Source organism: Gammaproteobacteria bacterium (assembly GCA_035546635.1).
In the GTDB taxonomy this organism is placed as follows: Bacteria; Pseudomonadota; Gammaproteobacteria; order JAURND01; family JAURND01; genus DASZWJ01.
Genome location: DASZWJ010000039.1, coordinates 39,130 through 57,758, shown reverse-complemented (window position 1 = coordinate 57,758; position 18,629 = coordinate 39,130). Strand labels below are relative to the sequence as shown.

Below are 18,629 nucleotides of genomic sequence, written 5' to 3'. Positions count from 1 at the left end.
TGAGGATAATTATGGCTTGTTATCTGCGGATATAAAAGCAAAGCTACTCAAGATGAGTCCCGCGACGCTTGACCGTCTACTGAAGTCCAGCAAAATAAAATATAAGAGACGGGGTCTATGTGGAACGAAACCAGGCTATTTACTCAAGAACCAAATACCCATCAAGACAGACCATTGGGATGTCACTTGTCCAGGCTTCATGGAAGCAGATAGTGTAGCGCATTGTGGCAATTCGCTGGCGGGAGAATTTATTTGGAGCATCACCCTGACGGATATTAAAACAGGTTGGACTGAGATTAGAGCGGTATGGAATAAGGGTGCCGAAGGGGTGGTAAACCAAATTAGAGACATTGAAAAAAAGCTGCCTTTTCAGCTATTAGGCTTTGATTGTGATAATGGGAGTGAATTTTTAAATTGGCACTTGGTGAGATATTTTACTGAGGGTAGAACGCAAGGCGTGAACATGACACGTTCAAGACCGTATCGAAAAAATGATAATGCGCATGTAGAGCAGAAAAACTGGACCCATGTGCGACATTTATTTGGCTATGATCGATTTGACGATCGTCGCTTGGTTGGTTTGATGAACGATGTATACCAAAATGAATGGAGTTTGTATCAGAATCATTTTATGCCATCACAAAAATTGTTATCAAAAGAAAAAATCAACTCAAAATATCGACGCAAATATGAGAAGGCTAAAACACCCTATCAAAGGTTATTAGAGTCTCCGCAGGTTGATAATGAAATTAAAGTGCAGAAAGAGTTGCTGCACGAAACTTTGAATCCGTTTGAATTAAAAAAATCAATAGAGAGGAAAATAAAGAATATTTTCAGATATACTTCGGTCAATAAAAACCCGAGAAAGAAGTTATGAATTTTGCTAAGATCATAAAGGAATCTGTGGACGACTCTTCGAGGCGTGTGGATAAGGATGATGGACGAAGCGTGTAAAACATCCCTGTTTTCCACCCTGTCGCCCACAACCTTACCCACACTTCGCCCACAGATAATATTGATAATATTACTATAAAATTTTTACTTATTTGGGTTAGGTGATTTCTGAGTCAACGTTGGAGCCTCCTAAAGTTAGGTAAAATGATGAGGCAACGCGCCGGCAGGGAGGGGAGGCATTAAATTTGTTTAAAGAATAACCATGGCACTCTATAAAAATTTAAGTTAAAATCATGGCTCTTAATAAAACCTTAAGGTTAGAACCAGCAATAGAGGCTAGATAATGGAAGAAAAAAAGAAATCACATACAAATTTTTCAAGTAGTTTTTTTGTCAGCCAAGATTCAGGTAAAGAACTTTCTCCTTGGGAAGCTTTAGAAGAAGCGATAGAAAGTAAAGATAAAACAAAAGCAATTGCCTGTTTCGAAGCAATCGCTGCTATTGTATCTGAAATAAATGCCACTGGTAGTCAATATCCAAAAACAAGTTTATTAAAAGCAGTTCCAGTTTTAGAAAAAGCGCTAGAGGATTTTGAAAAAATCTGGTACTCCTCTGTAAAATCAGATGAAGATGAAGAAAAAAAACATAAGCAACCCCCTCGAAATTTAACCGAACAAGAGAAATTCAGTTATTGGATTATTCGAGCTCTTCTACACACCTTAGAGCAATATGTTGAATTAATTCCAGAAGATATTATTAGTCGCATTCCATGTCTTCCCATTGAAACAAGTTTCCTTGAAGAAGAAATTTATGCTCTCTTTGATATGCAAAAAGAAATACTTAGTGACGGTATGGACCATACACAAGATGCGAAGCCAGCGAAATATTTTAAAGGCAGTATAGGTCCAGGTAAACCAGCGGTTATTTGCCACCCCCTATATGATGCGTTATTGTTTAAAGCTGAAAAAACTAGCCAAACTTTAATGCGCCGCACACCTCAAACAGAAAAAGAAATGATGTGGAGTCCACCTAAAATTTATGAAGGCTACTTAATAAATCAAAATATATTATCGATTTTTGATCCCAAACGTCATAAAGACGACCCGGAAACCATAGGTTTTTGGAATTTATTAGTATTAAGCATGATAAAAGAAAATTCCATTATACCTGGAATATTAACGTTACCGTTTATTAAGCAAAACCTGCAACAAATAATTCAGGTAGCAAAAAATGCACAGTTGGAACTTAATGAAGATGACTTACGTAAATATAACAAGGACGGCAGCAAGTGCCTATTAATGTAACATTTGAAAGGGAATAATTTCCGAACTACCAACTATTGCATTTGAAATCTCGACAGTGTCATCACAGTTAATCACGAAGACTGCCTAAACCAGGCAGCAATTTGTCATTCTCTTGTGCTGACTCTTGTCTTTCTGTAGTGGGAAATTTTTCATGCTGTTCCTCAAAAAAACTAGGTAACTCAGAAGGAGAGTAATGAGGAGTTGGTGTTCGAATTAACACCGTAGCTTCATCATCTTCAGCAATGGAACCATCAGGATTATCTTCTACTGGCCGATGTTTATTATCCTGCCCCGAGGTAGAAAGTGTAGCCCGCCACTCCAAATTTCTTCTTTCTTGACGTATGATTTCTAAGGCTTCAGTCGCATTTTTTTGTATGGCAATTTTTTCTAATTTTTTTAAATCCTCTAACTTTCTAATTCTATCGCCACGAAACGATAGATATTCAAAAATACTTTTATCCTGCACCGCCAGCTTCAATACGCCTAAAGGATCTTCCTCACTGTTAATGATCGCACCTTTACAAACCCAATATTTTACGCCAGCTAAATCTTTCATACAGACACATCGTGCAAGCGGTGTCAATCCTTCCCCATCGACCAATGCAATGACATTCATATCCATATTGTCGCATAACAATTCTCTAGCCTCATCACTGCACGCCCAGTGGAAAGGACTACTGTTCAGATAACGGGCATAACCAGATTTAGGCAGTTTTTCAGTTACCCCGCCTACATAAACCCGATTAGGTGAAATCTGTGCTATCAAATCACGTATTTTAGCTAAGTCATCTAAAGCTGCAGCATGAATTAACTGCAAGCCCTTTTCCGTGCTGTCATCCAATTTCATGCTTTTAAGCCAAAGTTCAAAGTCATCCGCCACAGCTTCATGCCGAAATTTTTTTGACTCTGGTATTTGCATTTTATTAACGCGCAGATCACTTATTTTTCTCTTTAAACGCATTCTTGATGATGGTTCTGATTGCAAAGAAGGATTGGTTTTTTGGTCTTGCATTTTCACCCTTAGCCTCTATTAAAATTTCTATACCATTGCTTTAATTTCATCTACAGTGAGTTCTGTTAATGCAGAAATTTCTGATAACGGCACTGATTTAGCGAGCAACTTACGCACTATGGCTTGTTTAGTTTTTAGTTCTCCCTCTTGACGGCCCTCTTCTCGACCGGTTTCCAGTCCTTTTTGCAGGCCACTCTCATAAAACCCACTGATTAGGGTTTTCTCAGTACTCACGGCATCCCAGTATTTATCATAAGCCTCCAATTCACTGGACGTATAGCCTGCTTCTTCCGCCAAACTGACGGCTTTTTTAATTTCCGGTACACGCAGCCATTCTTCTGGAATATCCCGAGTCTTGGTATCTAGCTCAGATATGAAACGCAACCACAACACCTGCAGCTTCTTTTCTCGGTAGGTTTTACTTTTGAATTTTGGCAACTCAATAAATACCAACTGCAAATCTTTAATTTCAATCGCCGGCTTCTCTACATTAACCATTTTGTAATGGTGGTACCAATGATCTGGATCAGGATCAAATTCGCTGGCAATCAATCCCAGACCATAAACCGGTTTGAGCAGATGGTAATCTTCTCCTGTCTGTAATTGTTTGATATAGGCTTTACTGGCATTAAAAAACATGCGCTGCATAAAACTCGCTGTCCACTGAATTTGCATCTCTACAATAAACACGCGCCCATACTGGTCGGTGCATTTCACATCGACTATGGTGGCTTTGAATAGGGGAATAACCGGCACTTGTTCACCTGATAAATACTCTAATGATGCAATTTTCTGATCATCACTTAAGGGCAGCACCGCGTTTAAAAAACTTTTCAGCAAATCTGGATGTTCTCCAAAGATTTTTTTGAAAACCACATCAGCTTTTGGATCTAAATATCGAGACATCTGTTTTTACCTACAGTTTTAAAAGATTTATTATCATCGCAACGCATCACCACCATCCACAAATACCGTATTCCCAGTTGTATAACCATTTACCATCAAATAAATAGCAGTCTGCGCCACATCTTCCGGTGTCCCTACCCTACCCACCGGCAGACTTTTTGCAGTCTGCTCAAAAAATGCCTTTCTTTCATTTTCTGGCATAGCGGAAAATAATGGCGTATCGACAATGCCCGGACAAATCGCATTGACTCTAAGCGGTGCTAGCTCCACTGCCAACGCCCGCGCTAATGCCTCTATTGCACCATTGATAGAAGCAGGAATAGCTGAGCCTCGTACCGGACGATGCCCCCAACAGCCAGAAAACAGCGTGATAGAACCACCTAGATTAATATATGGCACAGCATATTTCGCTGCATAATACTGACCCCAAAATTTACTGTCGAACGAGGCATGTTCTTCTTGATACGGCATCTGAGTAAAACCGCCAACATGCACCACTGAACCTGGAGTCAATAAGTGATCGAAGTGGCCAATTTTCTCAAAAAATGCTTGGAGCTGTTCTGGTTGGGCTATGTCTAATGACTGCGTCTTAGCGCCGTGAGTTAACTCTTTAGCGGCTGCCTGCAGCTTGTCTTGGCTGCGTCCGGCTAAAATCACTTCCGCGCCTAACAAATCTGCAGCTTTAGCTGTGGCCAGTCCCATGCCGGAACTGCCGCCGATGATAACGACCTTTTTTTGTGATAAATCAAACACCATTAGCTTCTCCTTGTGTGAGTAGAATTTTTAATAGATATGGGTATGGGTTGGGAATATGCAAGGCATTCTGAATAAAAACTAGCAATCTTGTCTTTGCTCCCAAATAATATATACTTGCCACCACCTAGGCCAGCCAGGCTCAATTGGACAAGCCTCATCATTCTAACACTAGCGAGCCAATCTATGCCCCAATCCATACCCGCCAATCAAAAACTCAGTTCCTTTCTTATTTTCATCGTCGCCGTAGCCGCTCTCTCCGGTATTTTATTCGGCTATGACACAGGCGTCATTTCAGGCGCCATATTATTTATCAACGATAAATTCGCACTCACCCCGCAAATGAACGGCGTAGTTGTCAGCGGTGTGTTACTGGGTGCGTTACTCGGGGCAGCGATCAGCGGCAGGCTCACCGATCGCTGGGGTCGTAAACGCTTGCTAATCGCCGATGCCCTGATATTTAGCCTTGGCACATTAATTACCGCATTTGCCACTTCCATCCTTACCCTCATTATTGGACGTATCATCGTCGGCCTGGCTATTGGTGTTGCCTCTTATGTTGCGCCGCTGTACATCAGCGAAATCGCCCCCAGCCGTTACCGCGGCGCCCTAGTGTCGCTTAATCAGTTAGCCATCACCATTGGTATTCTGTTGTCTTACATCGTGGATTATTATTTTGCCCCATCCGGCGCCTGGCGTTGGATGCTGGGAGCTGGGTTGGTGCCTGCGGTATTGCTTTTTTTAGGCATGCTGTCTTTACCTGATAGCCCACGCTGGTTGGTATCACGTGGTTTTGAGGATAAAGCCAAAGCCACTTTGTTGCGCATCCGCAACCATGCGCAAGAAGTCGAAACGGAATTAAGTGCGATTCGTAGTAATCTGCAACATCAACATGGTAGCTGGAAAATGCTGTTTAGCTCCTTGATTCGTCCAACCATTACCATCGGTGTAGGATTAGCGATTATTCAGCAAGTCACAGGTATCAATACCATTATTTATTATGCGCCCACTATTTTCAAAATGGCCGGGTTTGAAAGTGCGACTACGGCGATTCTAGCGACGATGGGCATTGGCATTAGCTTCGTATTATTTACCCTGATCGCCCTACCCTTAATTGACACCCTAGGCCGCCGATTTTTGCTGCTATTAGGCTTGGTCGGCATGGCACTCTCCCTTTTTGCACTGAGTTGGGCATTTAATCAAGACCCTACGGCCTTGCCCTCACTGAAATGGGTGGCACTGGGTAGCATGGTATTTTATATCGCTTGTTTCGCCTTCAGCCTGGGACCCATTATGTGGTTAATGATTGCGGAAATCTATCCGCTAAGAGTTCGGGGTTTAGGTTCTAGCCTCGCCACTTGTGCTAACTGGGGCAGTAATATGATTGTGGCACTGACGTTTTTAACTTTGGTGAACTTATTAGGTGCTAGTGGGACTTTTCTGATTTATGGTGTGGTTTCGGTGTTATCACTGGCTTTTGTGTATTTTCTGGTACCGGAAACCAAAGGGGTGTCGCTGGAGCAGATTGAAATGAATTTATACAAAGGCTTATCCACACGGAATTTGGGAACTAAAGTCTGCTAAGTATCAAGCACCCCCCCCTTCTTCCTCACCCCCTTTGAAAAAGGGGGTCGAAGTCCGTAAGGACTGAGGGGGGATTTAAAGAGCTAATGAGTACTAAAAGAACTCTTAAGTACTCCAAACTCTTTAAATCCCCCCGCAGGCCTTCGGCCTACGACCCCCTTTTTCAAAGGGGGTAAGAGCTCAATTAAAAGGCAAACTCCATGTATCTCGGCATAGACTTAGGCACTTCCGCAGTAAAAACCGTCCTAATGGACGAAACCCAGAACATTAAAGCTCAGGCTTCCTGTTCACTGCCAATTACTCAACCGCAACCCCTCTGGTCAGAACAAAACCCACACGACTGGTGGCTAGCAACCTGCGACACCATTAAAACCTTACAAATCAATCACGCCGATTTATTGGCACAGGTCAAGGCCATCGGTCTATCCGGCCAAATGCACGGCGCTACCTTATTGGATCAGCACAATCAGGTACTACGCCCAGCCATTTTATGGAATGACGGCCGATCAGCCAAACAATGCCAAATCCTTGCTGAACGTGTACCACAATACCAAACCATCACCGGCAACCTCATTATGGCCGGTTTTACTGCGCCCAAATTATTGTGGGTGGCAGAGCATGAACCAGAGGTTTTCAGCCAGGTCGCTAAAGTTCTTCTGCCTAAAGATTATCTGCGTCTTTTGATGACAGGCGTTTATGCAACTGATCCCTCCGATGCATCAGGCACTGCTTGGTTAAATGTAGGTCAACGTCGCTGGTCAGAGGAAATGCTACAAGCCACCGGATTAAAGTTGACGCATATGCCAGAATTGTTTGAGGGCTGTGACGCAACTGCGCAAGTGACGCCTGAATTGGCAGTAGAGTGGGGTATTCCACCCGAGACTATTGTTGCCGGCGGTGCCGGTGATAATGCAGCCGCCGCGGTCAGCATGAATGTCATTGCCCCTGGTAGTGCTTTTTTATCATTGGGTACTTCAGGAGTTTATTTTGTCGCTAGCAAAGACTACCGCACTAACCCAACTGCTGGCGTGCATACTTTCTGCCATTGCTTACCGAAACTTTGGCACCAAATGACGGTGCACTTAAGTGCCGCCAGCTGTCTGAGTTGGCTGTCCAGTGTCGTTGGAGCCTCTCCTTTCGAATTACTGGAAGAAGCTGAAACGACTCCCCCCAGCCATGATACGATTATTTTTCTGCCGTATTTATCTGGCGAGCGCACGCCGCATAATGATCCTTATGCCCGGGGTGTATTTTTCGGCCTAAGTCACACCACCCAACGCAGCGACCTAACACGCGCCGTATTGGAAGGAGTGGCCTTTGCATTTGCCGATGGGCAGGATGCCATGTTGGCTGCGCAATTGCCCATTCAAGAAGTGGCCGTGGTTGGCGGCGGGGCACGCAGTATTTACTGGGGAAGAATATTAGCCACTGTACTCAACCGGCCTTTAGTCTATCGTGAAGATCGCGAAGCCGGCGCTGCCCTTGGCGCTGCGCGCTTGGGATGGCTGGCGGTGCATTCTATTAATCCAGAAAATGCATTTTCCACACCGCCCATTGAAAATACTGTTGCACCTGAGCAGAACTTACTTGAAACCTATGCCAAAAAACGGGCAATATTCCAACAACTTTATGGGCAGTTGCGTGGGGTTTTTGCGGAGGCTTTGTAACCTCACCCACTTTGAAAAAGGGGGTCGCAGGCCTTAAGGCCTGCGGGGGGATTTAAAGAGTTTGGGTGCATAATATTACTAATTTAGTACTGACCAGCTTCTTAAATCCCCCCTCAGGCCTTGCGGCCTTCGACCCCCTTTTTCAAAGGGGGTGAGGGACTTCAAGAGGAAAAAGGATTTTATTCCAATACTGAGGTAATATAGTAAAATTCATCACTTTAAGGAATACACCATGACATTGACCCAAAACAAAACCTGCAAGTTAATCACCAAACTTGCATTTACCTTATTAGTCACGGCCACATTTACCTTGGCAACCCCCTCCCTAGCCGCTCCCCCAGCCCCTAACCCACTGGCAACCCCTGAATTACCGCAAAGTGCATTATTAGGCTGGACAGAACAAGCCGTGCTTAAGACCTTTAACCTAGACTATAAAAATTACAAAGATGTCCTAAAAGCCGCTTCACGCAACTTCACCCCCCAAGCTTGGAAAGAATACAACCGTGCCTTAGATGCCTCAGGCAATATCACCACAATCAAAGAACGTAAACTCCGCTTAAGCGGCACTCTAGACGGTGATGCAAAAATTATCAGCCAAGACGCAAAAACCGGCATCTATACCTGGAAAATTGAAATGCCGGTTAAGCTAGTTTACGCCAGCACTGAAAATAATGCCGAAGTGCAAGAACAACTTGGCAGCATTACTGTAACCGTGGTAAAAACACCACCAAATATCAATGCTCAGGGAATTGCTATTAATTCATTAGTCATGACGACAAAATAAAATTTTGGATTGATGTTTCTTCTACAAGTTGCATAGACTAACTACGCACTATAGACCTTCTTCCCTCCACTGCGCCCCCACTCCCACAAGGGAAGAGGGGATTATAGCGCCCCTGGTTAGAGAAGGTTAGAGAAAGGAAAATAGTGCTTTGGGAAGAAAAATTAATCTCATCACAACCTTTCGGAGCCCCCATGACAGAATTTTTCCCTAACATTAATCATATTAAATACGAAGGTCCACAAACAAAAAATCCCCTAGCCTACCGCTATTACAACCCTCAACAACAAGTATTAAATAAAACCATGGAAGAACATCTCAGAATGGCTGTGTGCTTCTGGCACACTTTTTGTTGGTCTGGACAGGATATTTTTGGCGAAGCTACTTTTGACCGCCCCTGGCTGCAAGCTGCCGATCCCATGCAACGCGCCGAACAAAGGGTGTTAGCCGCATTTGAATTCATCAGTAAATTAGGCTTACCGTTTTTCACCTTCCACGACCGTGATGTCGCCCCAGAAGGCAATAACCTGCAAGAATCCAACCGCAATTTGCAGCACATTGCGGAAAAAATCGCCGCACAAATGCAAAAAACAGGCATTAAACTCTTATGGGGAACCGCCAATCTATTCAGTCACCGCCGTTACATGGCAGGTGCTGCCACGAATCCTAACCCAGAAGTATTCGCCTATGCCGTCGCACAAGTTAAACAAGCCCTAGACATTACCCACCAATTAAAAGGCGCCAATTATGTATTATGGGGCGGACGTGAAGGTTACGACACCTTACTCAATACTGACTTACGTCAGGAAAGTGAACAGTTGGGTCGATTTTTATCACTGTTGGTGGACTATAAACACAAAATAGGCTTCAAAGGCACCTTCCTCATTGAACCTAAACCCTGCGAGCCGACTAAACACCAATATGATTTTGACAGCGCCACGGTATTAGCCTTTTTACAAAAATACGGCTTGGAGAAAGAATTTAAAGTCAATATTGAAGCCAATCATGCCACACTGTCTGGACACAGCTTCCCACATGAAATTGCTTACGCCTACACTAATGGCATTTTTGGCAGCATTGACGCTAACCGTGGGGATGCGCAGCTTGGCTGGGACACAGATCAATTCCCTATGGATTTAAACGATACCACACTGGCTTTGTATTACATTTTACAGCACGGTGGTTTTGAAAACGGCGGGTTTAATTTTGATACGAAGTTACGCCGTCAGAGTATTGATTTAGAAGATATGTTTTATGCCCATATCAGCGGCGTTGACACCCTGGCACGCAGCCTGCTGGTTGCAGCCAAATTAATCACTAGCGGCGAATTACAAAACTTTGTCAACCAACGTTATGCCGGTTGGAAATCTGGTCTCGGCGCTGAGATACTGGGTGGCAAGGCAGATTTTGAAAGGATCGCTGCAGAGGTTCTAAAACAAGGCTTAGAGCCTAAACCGGTTTCTGGTCATCAGGAATTATTAGAAAGCATTGTGAATGAGGCGATTTAAATTTAACCACTTTGAAAAAGGGGGAGACAATTTAACCCCCTTAGAAAAAGGGGGTCGAAGGCCGTAGGCCTGAGGGGGGATTTAAAAAGCTGGGAGTACTAACACACAATATTAGGCACCCAAAACTCTTTAAATCCCCCCTCAGGCCTTACGGCCTTCGACCCCCTTTTTCTAAGGGGGTGAGAACGTGCCCCGGCCTAACGCCTGCGCCAGCGTTGGATACTTAAATTCAAATCCTGCCTGTAATAACCGCACCGGCATGACCTTAACCCCATTCAATAATAATTCTTCCGCCATTTGTCCAAATAGTTTTCGCAATAACCACTCTGGCATAGCGAAAATACAAGGACGGTGCAATACCGAAGCCAGGGTTTTTGCAAAAGTGATTTGATCTACGAGCTCTGGCGCTACCATATTGACTGCGCCGCTTAAACCGGACTGTATAATAAAATCTACCGCGCGTACTACATCTGGCAATGCCACCCAAGGAAATGGCTGCTGACCAGTACCCAAACGCCCACCCAACCCCAGCTTATAAGGCCAAAGTAGCTGCTTTAGCATGCCACCTGAAGCCCCCAGTACTGGAGCCAGTCGTAGATTGACTACCCGTATCCCTGTGCCCTGCAAGGGCAAAAGCGCCTGCTCCCAATCCCAGGCCAACTGCCTTAAAAAACCTTGTCCGGCTGGGTTAGTAACCTCTGTATCTTCTGTGCAAATTTCTGTCGATGGTGGATAGATAGTGACACCACTCGCCGATATAAAACATTGGGGTTTACTGGGTAATTTTTTAACAAAATCTACCAGCTGCAAAGTAGCCATCATACGGCTGGTATGTAATTTTTGTTTTTTAGCTTGAGTCCATAAGCCGCCCGCAATATTTTCTCCCGCGAGGTTAATAACCACATCCGGTTGACAATGATTAGCTCCCAGCGCCAACTCGCTCCAGTCAAGACTATTCACTTGAGCGCCAAATAAAAGCTGTAATTTTTCTTTATTGCGGCTTATAACCGATAATTGCTGCCCTTGAGTTAGAAAGTAATTAACCAACGCCTGGCCAATAAATCCAGAACCACCTGAGATTAAAATATGCATGTTTTCTCCCTTTGCAGATTACTAAATCGTCCCTCGGCATCAATCCTTCTCACCTAGGGTCTGTCGTCAATTAACCTCCCACATCGTCCCGCAGACAAGCCACGGGACGACGTAGTAGGGTGCGTGTGACACTAGAAGGAGGCGTATTTTTTTAAGAAAATCGAAAATATTTCTTAATATTGTATTAAGATAAGTGCTTTATAATTAAACCTAAATTAAACTATGCCATAATGCAATATAGGAACTAAGGCTTTGAAAAAAATCATCTATCTGGCGATTATTGCCATTATCGTACTATCATTTTATCCTGATATTCTGGCAGACATCCCTGGCGGTTCCTATTTATCTGGCATTATTAATACCATACACTCCTTTTTCGCTAAAATTCAAGGAATCTTCAATTCTCTCATACATCAACTGACAGATTCATTATCGACAGTGATGGATAGCTTTAAATCTCAAACTAAAACTTTATAAATCCCCCTTCCCTCTTTTTCAAAGAGGGGGGAGTCGAAAGCAGCAAATTTATTAACGCGGACTTCCGATCCGCGCCAGATAATCCTTGCCATATTGCGCCAGATAATCATGATAATTTCCTAAATAATTCCGCACTCCGCCTTTTTCAGTTAACGCAATCACCCGTGTTGCCACATGATCGATAAAATAACGATTATGGCTGACAAATAACACCGCACCCGGAAACTTATGCAAGGCCTCCATCAAGGCTTCAATCGATTCCATATCCAAATGATTCGTCGGTTCATCCAGCACCAGCACATTATTTTTCTGTAAAATTAAACTTGCCAGCACCAAGCGTGCAGATTCTCCACCGCTCAAAACGGCAATTTTCTTTTCCACATCCTGTCCACGAAACAACACCTGCCCTAAAACATTTCTGATTTCCTGAGAAGGCGCATTCACTCGATTTTCCAGCCATTCCCACACCGTCACCTCTTTCGGCAACTGCACACGATAATCCTGCGCAAAATAACCTACCTTTACCGTTTCACTCCATTCATAATGACCGTGATCGGCTTTCACTTCTTGCAACAAAATTTTTAACAACGTCGATTTACCAATGCCATTGGCGCCAATCACAGCGCATTTATCTCCTCGTTGCAAACTGAAAGCAATATCTTTCAACAATACGCGCTCATCGAATTGTTTGCCAATATGTTCAACTTTTAACACCGTTTTACCTGAGGGCTTCTCTGGCTGCAGACGAAAAAATGGCTTCATAATCTCTGAGTCTTTGATATCAGGTAATTCAATGCGCTCAATCATTTTAAGACGCGATTGTGCCTGGCGAGAACGATTGGCAGATGCTCGGAAACGATCGACAAAGCTTTGTAGGTGGGCAATTTGTTTTTCTTTGTGTTGCAATTCCTGTTGCAACAAACGTAAAGTTTCTTCCTTGGCTTTGAGAAAATAATCATAATTACCTGGGTATTCGGTAATGGTTTTATAATCGACATCCAGAATATGTGTAGACAGATTATTCAGAAATTCCCGATCATGTGAGACAAACACCAGCAATCCTTTAAACTCCTGGATTAAAAAATCTTCCAGCCAATCAATGGACACAATATCTAAATGGTTAGTCGGTTCGTCCAGCAACATGATATCCGGCTTCTGAAATAACACCTGCGCCAACAATACCCGTAATTTATAGCCACCTGATAAGGCATTCAGCGGACCAAAATGGTATTTTTCGGAAATACCAAGACCGACCAAAAGCCGTTGTGCCACAGCTTCAGCATCATAGCCTTCATGATGCAAAATAATTTCCTCAAGCGTCCCCAAGCGGTAGCCATCTTCTTCGGTCAAATGGGGTTTATGTAGAAGGTGTTCTTTTTCCACTTGCGCCGCCCATAATTCAGTATTGCCTTTGATGACCACATCGACCACACGATCATGTTCATAGAGAAAATGATCCTGCTTGAGAATCCCCACCGTCATTGTTTTCGGTTTATCTACCGTACCCTCATTAGGCGTTTCTTCGCCGGCCAAGAGGCGCAAAAAAGTCGATTTGCCTGCACCATTGGGCCCCACCACACCGTAACGTTGGTTAGGCAGCAACATCAGGTCTACATCTTTAAATAATATTCTTTGCCCAAAATTTAAGCTTAAATCACGTATATCTAGCATGGTTTTAATACCCTTTACTAAGTGAAGATGAATCACATTTTCTTCATAACCGTGACTTTTTCCCTTCTCCCCTTGTGAAAGAAGGGAAAAAGTCACGGAATTTACATAACCCGCTTTCCATTAGGAACGCTACAATCAAAACTCAGCAAACAAATCGCATCATCTTCATCCGCCACACCCAATAATAAAAATTCCGATGTAAAACCAGCGACATTCTTAGGAGTCAGATTGACACAACCCACCACCTGTTTGCCCAGCAAAGACTCGAGGGTATAACGCGCAGTTACTTGCGCAGAAGTTTTTTTCACACCCAGCTCACCAAAATCAACCCAGATTTTAAAAGCGGGTTTTCTGGCACGAGGAAAAGCTTCAACTTTGACCACAGTTCCAGATCGCATATCGATTTTTTCAAAAGTTTCATAGGGGATAATCATCTTTACTTTCCTGGTTTAAAAATTACGTAACTACTCGCTGGCGCGAAAATTAAAAAATGCACGTCGTCCCGGCACGACGTGCATGTGGTGGCGTCTTTAGAAGACTGATTATATGCTGCTTCCCTCTCTTAAGCCAAAGATCATCTACAAACTTACCAACCCGCAATTGCTAATAGTCCAATACATTACTAGAATATCCAAGATTTTCCACCTTCGTATTCTTTATCAACCCGATACTTCAACCTTTAAACCCATCAAGACCCGCATTATGAAACTAAAAATCCTGCAAACCGGCGAACCCGTGTTACGCCAAAGGGCACGCGAACTCACTCCTGAAGAAATCACCAGTCCCTATGTTCAGACATTAATCCTTCTCATGCAAAATACCTTACGTGATGCCCCCGGCGTTGGCTTAGCCGCACCACAGATCGGTGAACCACTACAACTAGCCGTCATTGAAGACCGCCCGGAATATACCCAAAACTTACCCCCTGAATTTGTGGCAGAACGCGAACGCGTTCCCGTACCCTTTCATGTCATTATCAACCCCAAACTCATGCTGGAAGAAGAATCAGCACCCGCCGAATTTTTTGAAGCATGCCTAAGTATGGCTGGATTGATCGGATTAACACCCCGCGCTCGCGCCGTAACCGTCACTTGCTTAAACGAACATGCCCAACCCATCACCATCAAAGCCCGCGGCTGGTATGCTCGCATATTACAGCATGAGATCGATCACTTGCAGGGGAATTTATACATCGACCGCATGCCATCTTCGCGCAGCTTAATGACTATGGATAATTATGCTCGCTATTGGAAAGATAAGACTATTAAGCAAGCTTGTCAGGAGCTTGGGATTAAGTAGTGCCTTATCAATCCAATTTGTCCCCACTTGCACGCCAATGACAGTATTTTTTGTTTAGTGCCGAGCGCCTCAGCTAAACTTTTCAAAAACTAATATTTCCTTAATATTCTAGAGATATCTTTCATAATAATTTGACTTCTTCTGATTTGATGTAAGAAGCTGCTTCTATAAGCAAATGATAATAATTTTATATTTACAGAGGTAATGAATACTATGAGCGAAGAATATCATCGATTACTTAACTCTTACAGTACCAGCGAGCTTTCTGATACAAAACCAAAAATACAGTTTGATCCCGCCTGGAAAAAATTTACATTCATTGAAGATCATTTGAAACAGCATGAGAAAACATCAACACAAGAGAGTAAACAATCAGAGAAAACTATCAGTGAATTATGGACAAAAATCAAGCTATGTCTCAACAAAATACAAAAATTGCTTAATTATGGAAATAATGACGAGGTTCTTGATGAAAATTTAAAAAAAATTAAAAATTATTCAAAACAATTAGGTGAATTCACTGTCCCTAAGCACACAAAAGAAAGTTTCGAAGAAGATTTAGAATCACTTAAAGTTGCAACTTTAAAAGACTATGTTAATCGTCGTAACCGTGATAAAAGCGCGTTAAAGGCACTTGAATCTGCTGTAAATAATATTAAGTATTACGAAACGGTTACTTGCGATTTCTAATATACAAAACATTTATTGCATTTTTGTTACTTTAAGGCTATGAAACGACAAAGCCAGTTATTTAAACTGGAAGAGTTTCAGCATTGGCAACACATAAATAACCTCTATAGTGTAACAAATGCTAGCGGCAAGAAAACCAGCATATATCCCAAGACAGGTAGATTCCCCTTGCGGGTCTTGTATTAGCCTACTCCCAGCCACAGGCTAGGTATCAACCGGTTACATTTATAACCATTTTAATTAAATGACATTTAAGTGTCCTGTGGCCGTCATTGCTAGACTTTCGATAATTTTTATTTAATATTCACTTAATCTAAATCAGTTACCATAGAAAAATGATAATTTAATGTAATTTTAGGTTGGGTTGGTAGTGGCGCAAACTGTATTAATAAAGAAATTTATAACATTTTTAAAACTTCAAAAAAATTCGGAAAGTCTTAGACTGGCTAAAGAATTAGAAACCAATCCACGCGTATCTGGCTTATGTTTTGGTTTTTCTCTTTGCCGCGGCGCGATGCGTACAACCGGCAAGCTGGAATGGTGGGAAGATGTATTGGCAAAAATCACCGCCTGGGATGAACGCCCACAATCGCTTGAACGCCAATATGTTCTAAAGGGCGCCGAACTCGCAAGTAAAGATAAAAAAGAACCCGCTTCAATCAGTCTTGAAACTGTTTTCAATCGAGCTATCAATTATATTTTTTTAAATCACTCTTCTCAAGTTCTAGTTCCTTATCTAAGTCCACCAATACAGATTGATGCATTCCGTAAAAATGGGAATTTTGAACTATCAGATGGCAAGAAAACTCTGATACCAAATAAAACCTATGTAGCAACAGGCCATGGTATTTTATCTGCAGATGATTTAAGTCAGCCTGCGACAAAAAAAGCGCTAGAAGAGAATATATGTTTATTATCAAGTTCAGGTTTTACACCGCATGCTTGCGAATTGAGTTATAATCCAAAAACCCAAGAATGGTCTTTTTATGATCCTAACTATGCAGATAATAAAGCTAAAATATTTAAGGACACAAAAGCAGGCATGAAAGATCTACTTAAGGAAATAAAAAATATATTAGGGGCAGATATTACGTTTGAATATTGTAAGTTAGGGATCAAACCTGAAACAACTTTATCAGAAACACCAGACAAAAAAGGTTCTTCACTTTCAGATTCACTGGAATCCGACCTGCCCTCTGGTGCCTTAGATAAAAAAACTGTTGGAAAAAAGGTTAACTTCCCCCCATCTTTTAAACATTACCAGCGACTTTTAATGCAGAACCCGCAATATGTTTTGGATGGTTGGGGTCTGCATGCCTTAGCTAAATATGCTCCAGAATATTTAGCCAAGATCAATCCTCAAAAAATCAAAACAGAAGTAACTCATATCAATTTACCTGATAAAGGAGGTTGGACGCCATTACTGCTTGTTGCTACTTCCGACAATATCCAAGCGATGGAGGTACTCATACAATTGGGAGCCAAAGTCAATTTGGTCACCGAGGATAAGTTTCCTTATAAAAATAATAGGGAAAAAATTAAACTCGCTCCATTGAGCATAGCTATTGGCTATAAAAGTTTAAATAGCTTAAAAACACTATTAGATCATGACGCTGACCCCAATATTATCATTAATGGGGCAACACCGCTTAGTCTAGCGATAAAAGGAAATTTTGAACCTGGCATAGCGCTACTAATCGAAAAGGGCGCAGATCCAAATTTAGCATTACTTCATGCCTTCAAAGAGCAAAATCGATCTGCAATAAGAAAATGTTTACAGCTTGGTGCAGATCCAAATTTAGCATTACTTTGTGCTGTTAAAGCAGAAGATACGTCACTGGTGAAAACCTGCATAGAGCATCATGCGGATCCTCAAATTGGCATGATAACTGCCAAACCTTTGCTGCGTTATAAATTTGATACAGTATTTCAAGCGTCGCTTCATGAAAAATTAGCTGCAGCCAAAGCACTCCCACTTTCTGAAACTTTAAAAGCCAAATCACCACTCGTTAAAGCATTGAGTGCTGCTTATGCTTACTTAGGTGAACGTAGCATTTTAAAAATTCAAAGCAGAAAAACTACTGAATTATTCATAAAAAATCTCTTAGAAATAAGCAAACATGATCTAGCCACCATTCAGCAAGAAGCTCTGCGTTTTCTTAAAGGAGAAGGACCTTATCGAGCCTGGTATGGCACGGGATCATCTAGCGACAGTCGTGATTCACGTTTGAGTTTTTTATATGATTCCGGTCTATTCAATGGATTAATTCCGGGACAAAAACTATCTGCAGCTCCTTTCTCGCAGAAACCAGCCGAAGAACGACGGCTTATTTCTCAAGTATTGCTTCAGAGCAAACCTGAAGCTTTAACAGATAATAAAGATATTGCTAAACATATTTTCATAGAAGAAAAACCGAAAGATTTACAAGACAAGAAGGCTGCTTTTGATATAGAACGTTCTAAATCATTTACTGATATCCAGCATGTAGCAGAATTCACTTTTTTGGATGAAAGTAATATATTATCGAAAACAGATAATCCGGTATTTTTGACAGATAATTTCCAGGAAACAACTGTTAAAGAAAAAAAAGAAGCTAAAGAAAATTCTTTAGTTCTGTCCGAACCACCTGAGGTTCCTGAAGCTAAAGATAAATTAATTCTTTTACCCAGCAGAGAAAAGCGCAGCTTGTCTCTTTCTGCAATCGCATCTAGTACTGGACCGGCAATGTTTCAGCGCAGGTATTCGGAGCCAAGTATTAATATTAAATTGATCCCTCCTTTAGAACGGGATGGTTCTGAGCTAGAAGCCTCTAAGAACAATTTAATTTTGGCTATATCTTAAAGGTCATGAGCACAAATTTGATTGCAACTACTTTCACCTACTGTAAAGTGTGAAAAGTTGCAAGACAAGGTGGCGTTGTTGCATAAATTTTTAACTCTTTTCTTCCGTCTGTGACCGAAGGGAATCCTCAACGAAATGGGAGAAGGAGTT

At 42.2% G+C, this 18,629-nt stretch carries 16 protein-coding genes; 10 read left to right on the top strand and 6 right to left on the bottom strand.

Features of this window, described 5'->3' with window-relative positions; genetic code table 11:
• Together VHE99_11005 and VHE99_11000 are read left to right on the top strand one after the other, a co-directional pair.
• Window positions 1–877: integrase (locus tag VHE99_11005; protein HVV69536.1), on the top strand; the 877-nt coding region annotated here is incomplete at its 5' end.
• 360 nt (window positions 878–1,237) lie between these two features.
• A complete protein-coding gene (locus VHE99_11000) occupies window positions 1,238–2,197 on the top strand; it encodes a hypothetical protein (GenBank protein ID HVV69535.1) in 960 nt (319 codons plus the stop codon).
• A gap of 67 nt (window positions 2,198–2,264) precedes the next feature.
• Here the strand turns inward: VHE99_11000 and VHE99_10995 are convergent, their stop codons facing one another.
• Genes VHE99_10995 through VHE99_10985 form a run of 3 tightly spaced genes read right to left on the bottom strand, consistent with a single transcriptional unit; the run spans window position 2,265 to window position 4,871 of the window.
• Complete coding sequence (locus VHE99_10995; GenBank protein HVV69534.1) at window positions 2,265–3,209, bottom strand: hypothetical protein; 945 nt, start codon at window positions 3,207–3,209, stop codon at window positions 2,265–2,267.
• A 27-nt stretch (window positions 3,210–3,236) separates the two neighbouring features.
• Window positions 3,237–4,115 (bottom strand): Rpn family recombination-promoting nuclease/putative transposase, encoded by an 879-nt coding sequence (locus VHE99_10990; protein HVV69533.1) that lies wholly within the window; start codon window positions 4,113–4,115, stop codon window positions 3,237–3,239.
• A gap of 33 nt (window positions 4,116–4,148) precedes the next feature.
• Window positions 4,149–4,871 carry an SDR family oxidoreductase gene (locus tag VHE99_10985; protein ID HVV69532.1) on the bottom strand — a complete coding sequence of 241 codons (723 nt, stop codon included), beginning with the start codon at window positions 4,869–4,871 and terminating at the stop codon, window positions 4,149–4,151.
• A 183-nt stretch (window positions 4,872–5,054) separates the two neighbouring features.
• Between VHE99_10985 and VHE99_10980 the strand changes: the two genes are divergently transcribed.
• The 4 genes from VHE99_10980 to xylA all read left to right on the top strand — a co-directional run bounded on the left by VHE99_10980 (window position 5,055) and on the right by xylA (window position 10,408).
• Complete coding sequence (locus VHE99_10980) at window positions 5,055–6,452, top strand: sugar porter family MFS transporter (GenBank protein ID HVV69531.1); 1,398 nt, start codon at window positions 5,055–5,057, stop codon at window positions 6,450–6,452.
• Window positions 6,453–6,652: 200 nt separating this feature from the next.
• Entirely contained in the window at window positions 6,653–8,119 is a 1,467-nt protein-coding gene (gene xylB, locus VHE99_10975) for a xylulokinase (GenBank protein HVV69530.1), read from the top strand.
• Window positions 8,120–8,351: 232 nt separating this feature from the next.
• Entirely contained in the window at window positions 8,352–8,903 is a 552-nt protein-coding gene (locus VHE99_10970) for a DotI/IcmL family type IV secretion protein (GenBank protein ID HVV69529.1), read from the top strand.
• Between the two features lie 191 nt (window positions 8,904–9,094).
• Complete coding sequence (gene xylA / locus VHE99_10965) at window positions 9,095–10,408, top strand: xylose isomerase (protein ID HVV69528.1); 1,314 nt, start codon at window positions 9,095–9,097, stop codon at window positions 10,406–10,408.
• Between the two features lie 171 nt (window positions 10,409–10,579).
• On the opposite strand, the gene VHE99_10960 is transcribed toward xylA, so the two are convergent.
• Window positions 10,580–11,500 (bottom strand): TIGR01777 family oxidoreductase, encoded by a 921-nt coding sequence (locus VHE99_10960; protein HVV69527.1) that lies wholly within the window; start codon window positions 11,498–11,500, stop codon window positions 10,580–10,582.
• Window positions 11,501–11,752: 252 nt separating this feature from the next.
• Between VHE99_10960 and VHE99_10955 the strand changes: the two genes are divergently transcribed.
• Window positions 11,753–11,977 carry a hypothetical protein gene (locus tag VHE99_10955; GenBank protein HVV69526.1) on the top strand — a complete coding sequence of 75 codons (225 nt, stop codon included), beginning with the start codon at window positions 11,753–11,755 and terminating at the stop codon, window positions 11,975–11,977.
• 51 nt (window positions 11,978–12,028) lie between these two features.
• On the opposite strand, the gene VHE99_10950 is transcribed toward VHE99_10955, so the two are convergent.
• Both VHE99_10950 and VHE99_10945 read right to left on the bottom strand, forming a co-directional pair.
• A complete protein-coding gene (locus VHE99_10950; GenBank protein ID HVV69525.1) occupies window positions 12,029–13,648 on the bottom strand; it encodes an ABC-F family ATP-binding cassette domain-containing protein in 1,620 nt (539 codons plus the stop codon).
• Between the two features lie 101 nt (window positions 13,649–13,749).
• Window positions 13,750–14,082: a tRNA-binding protein gene (locus tag VHE99_10945; protein ID HVV69524.1), complete on the bottom strand. Its 333-nt coding sequence runs from the start codon at window positions 14,080–14,082 to the stop codon at window positions 13,750–13,752.
• Between the two features lie 268 nt (window positions 14,083–14,350).
• Here VHE99_10945 and VHE99_10940 point away from each other — a divergent pair, with 268 nt between their 5' ends.
• The 3 genes from VHE99_10940 to VHE99_10930 all read left to right on the top strand — a co-directional run bounded on the left by VHE99_10940 (window position 14,351) and on the right by VHE99_10930 (window position 18,479).
• On the top strand, window positions 14,351–14,947 hold the full coding sequence (locus VHE99_10940) for a peptide deformylase (GenBank protein HVV69523.1): 597 nt from the start codon (window positions 14,351–14,353) through the stop codon (window positions 14,945–14,947).
• 213 nt (window positions 14,948–15,160) lie between these two features.
• Window positions 15,161–15,637 carry a hypothetical protein gene (locus VHE99_10935; GenBank protein HVV69522.1) on the top strand — a complete coding sequence of 159 codons (477 nt, stop codon included), beginning with the start codon at window positions 15,161–15,163 and terminating at the stop codon, window positions 15,635–15,637.
• A gap of 553 nt (window positions 15,638–16,190) precedes the next feature.
• The gene (locus tag VHE99_10930) at window positions 16,191–18,479 is read left to right on the top strand and encodes a hypothetical protein (protein HVV69521.1); all 2,289 of its coding nucleotides are present in this window, start codon (window positions 16,191–16,193) and stop codon (window positions 18,477–18,479) included.
• Window positions 18,480–18,629 lie beyond the last annotated feature (150 nt).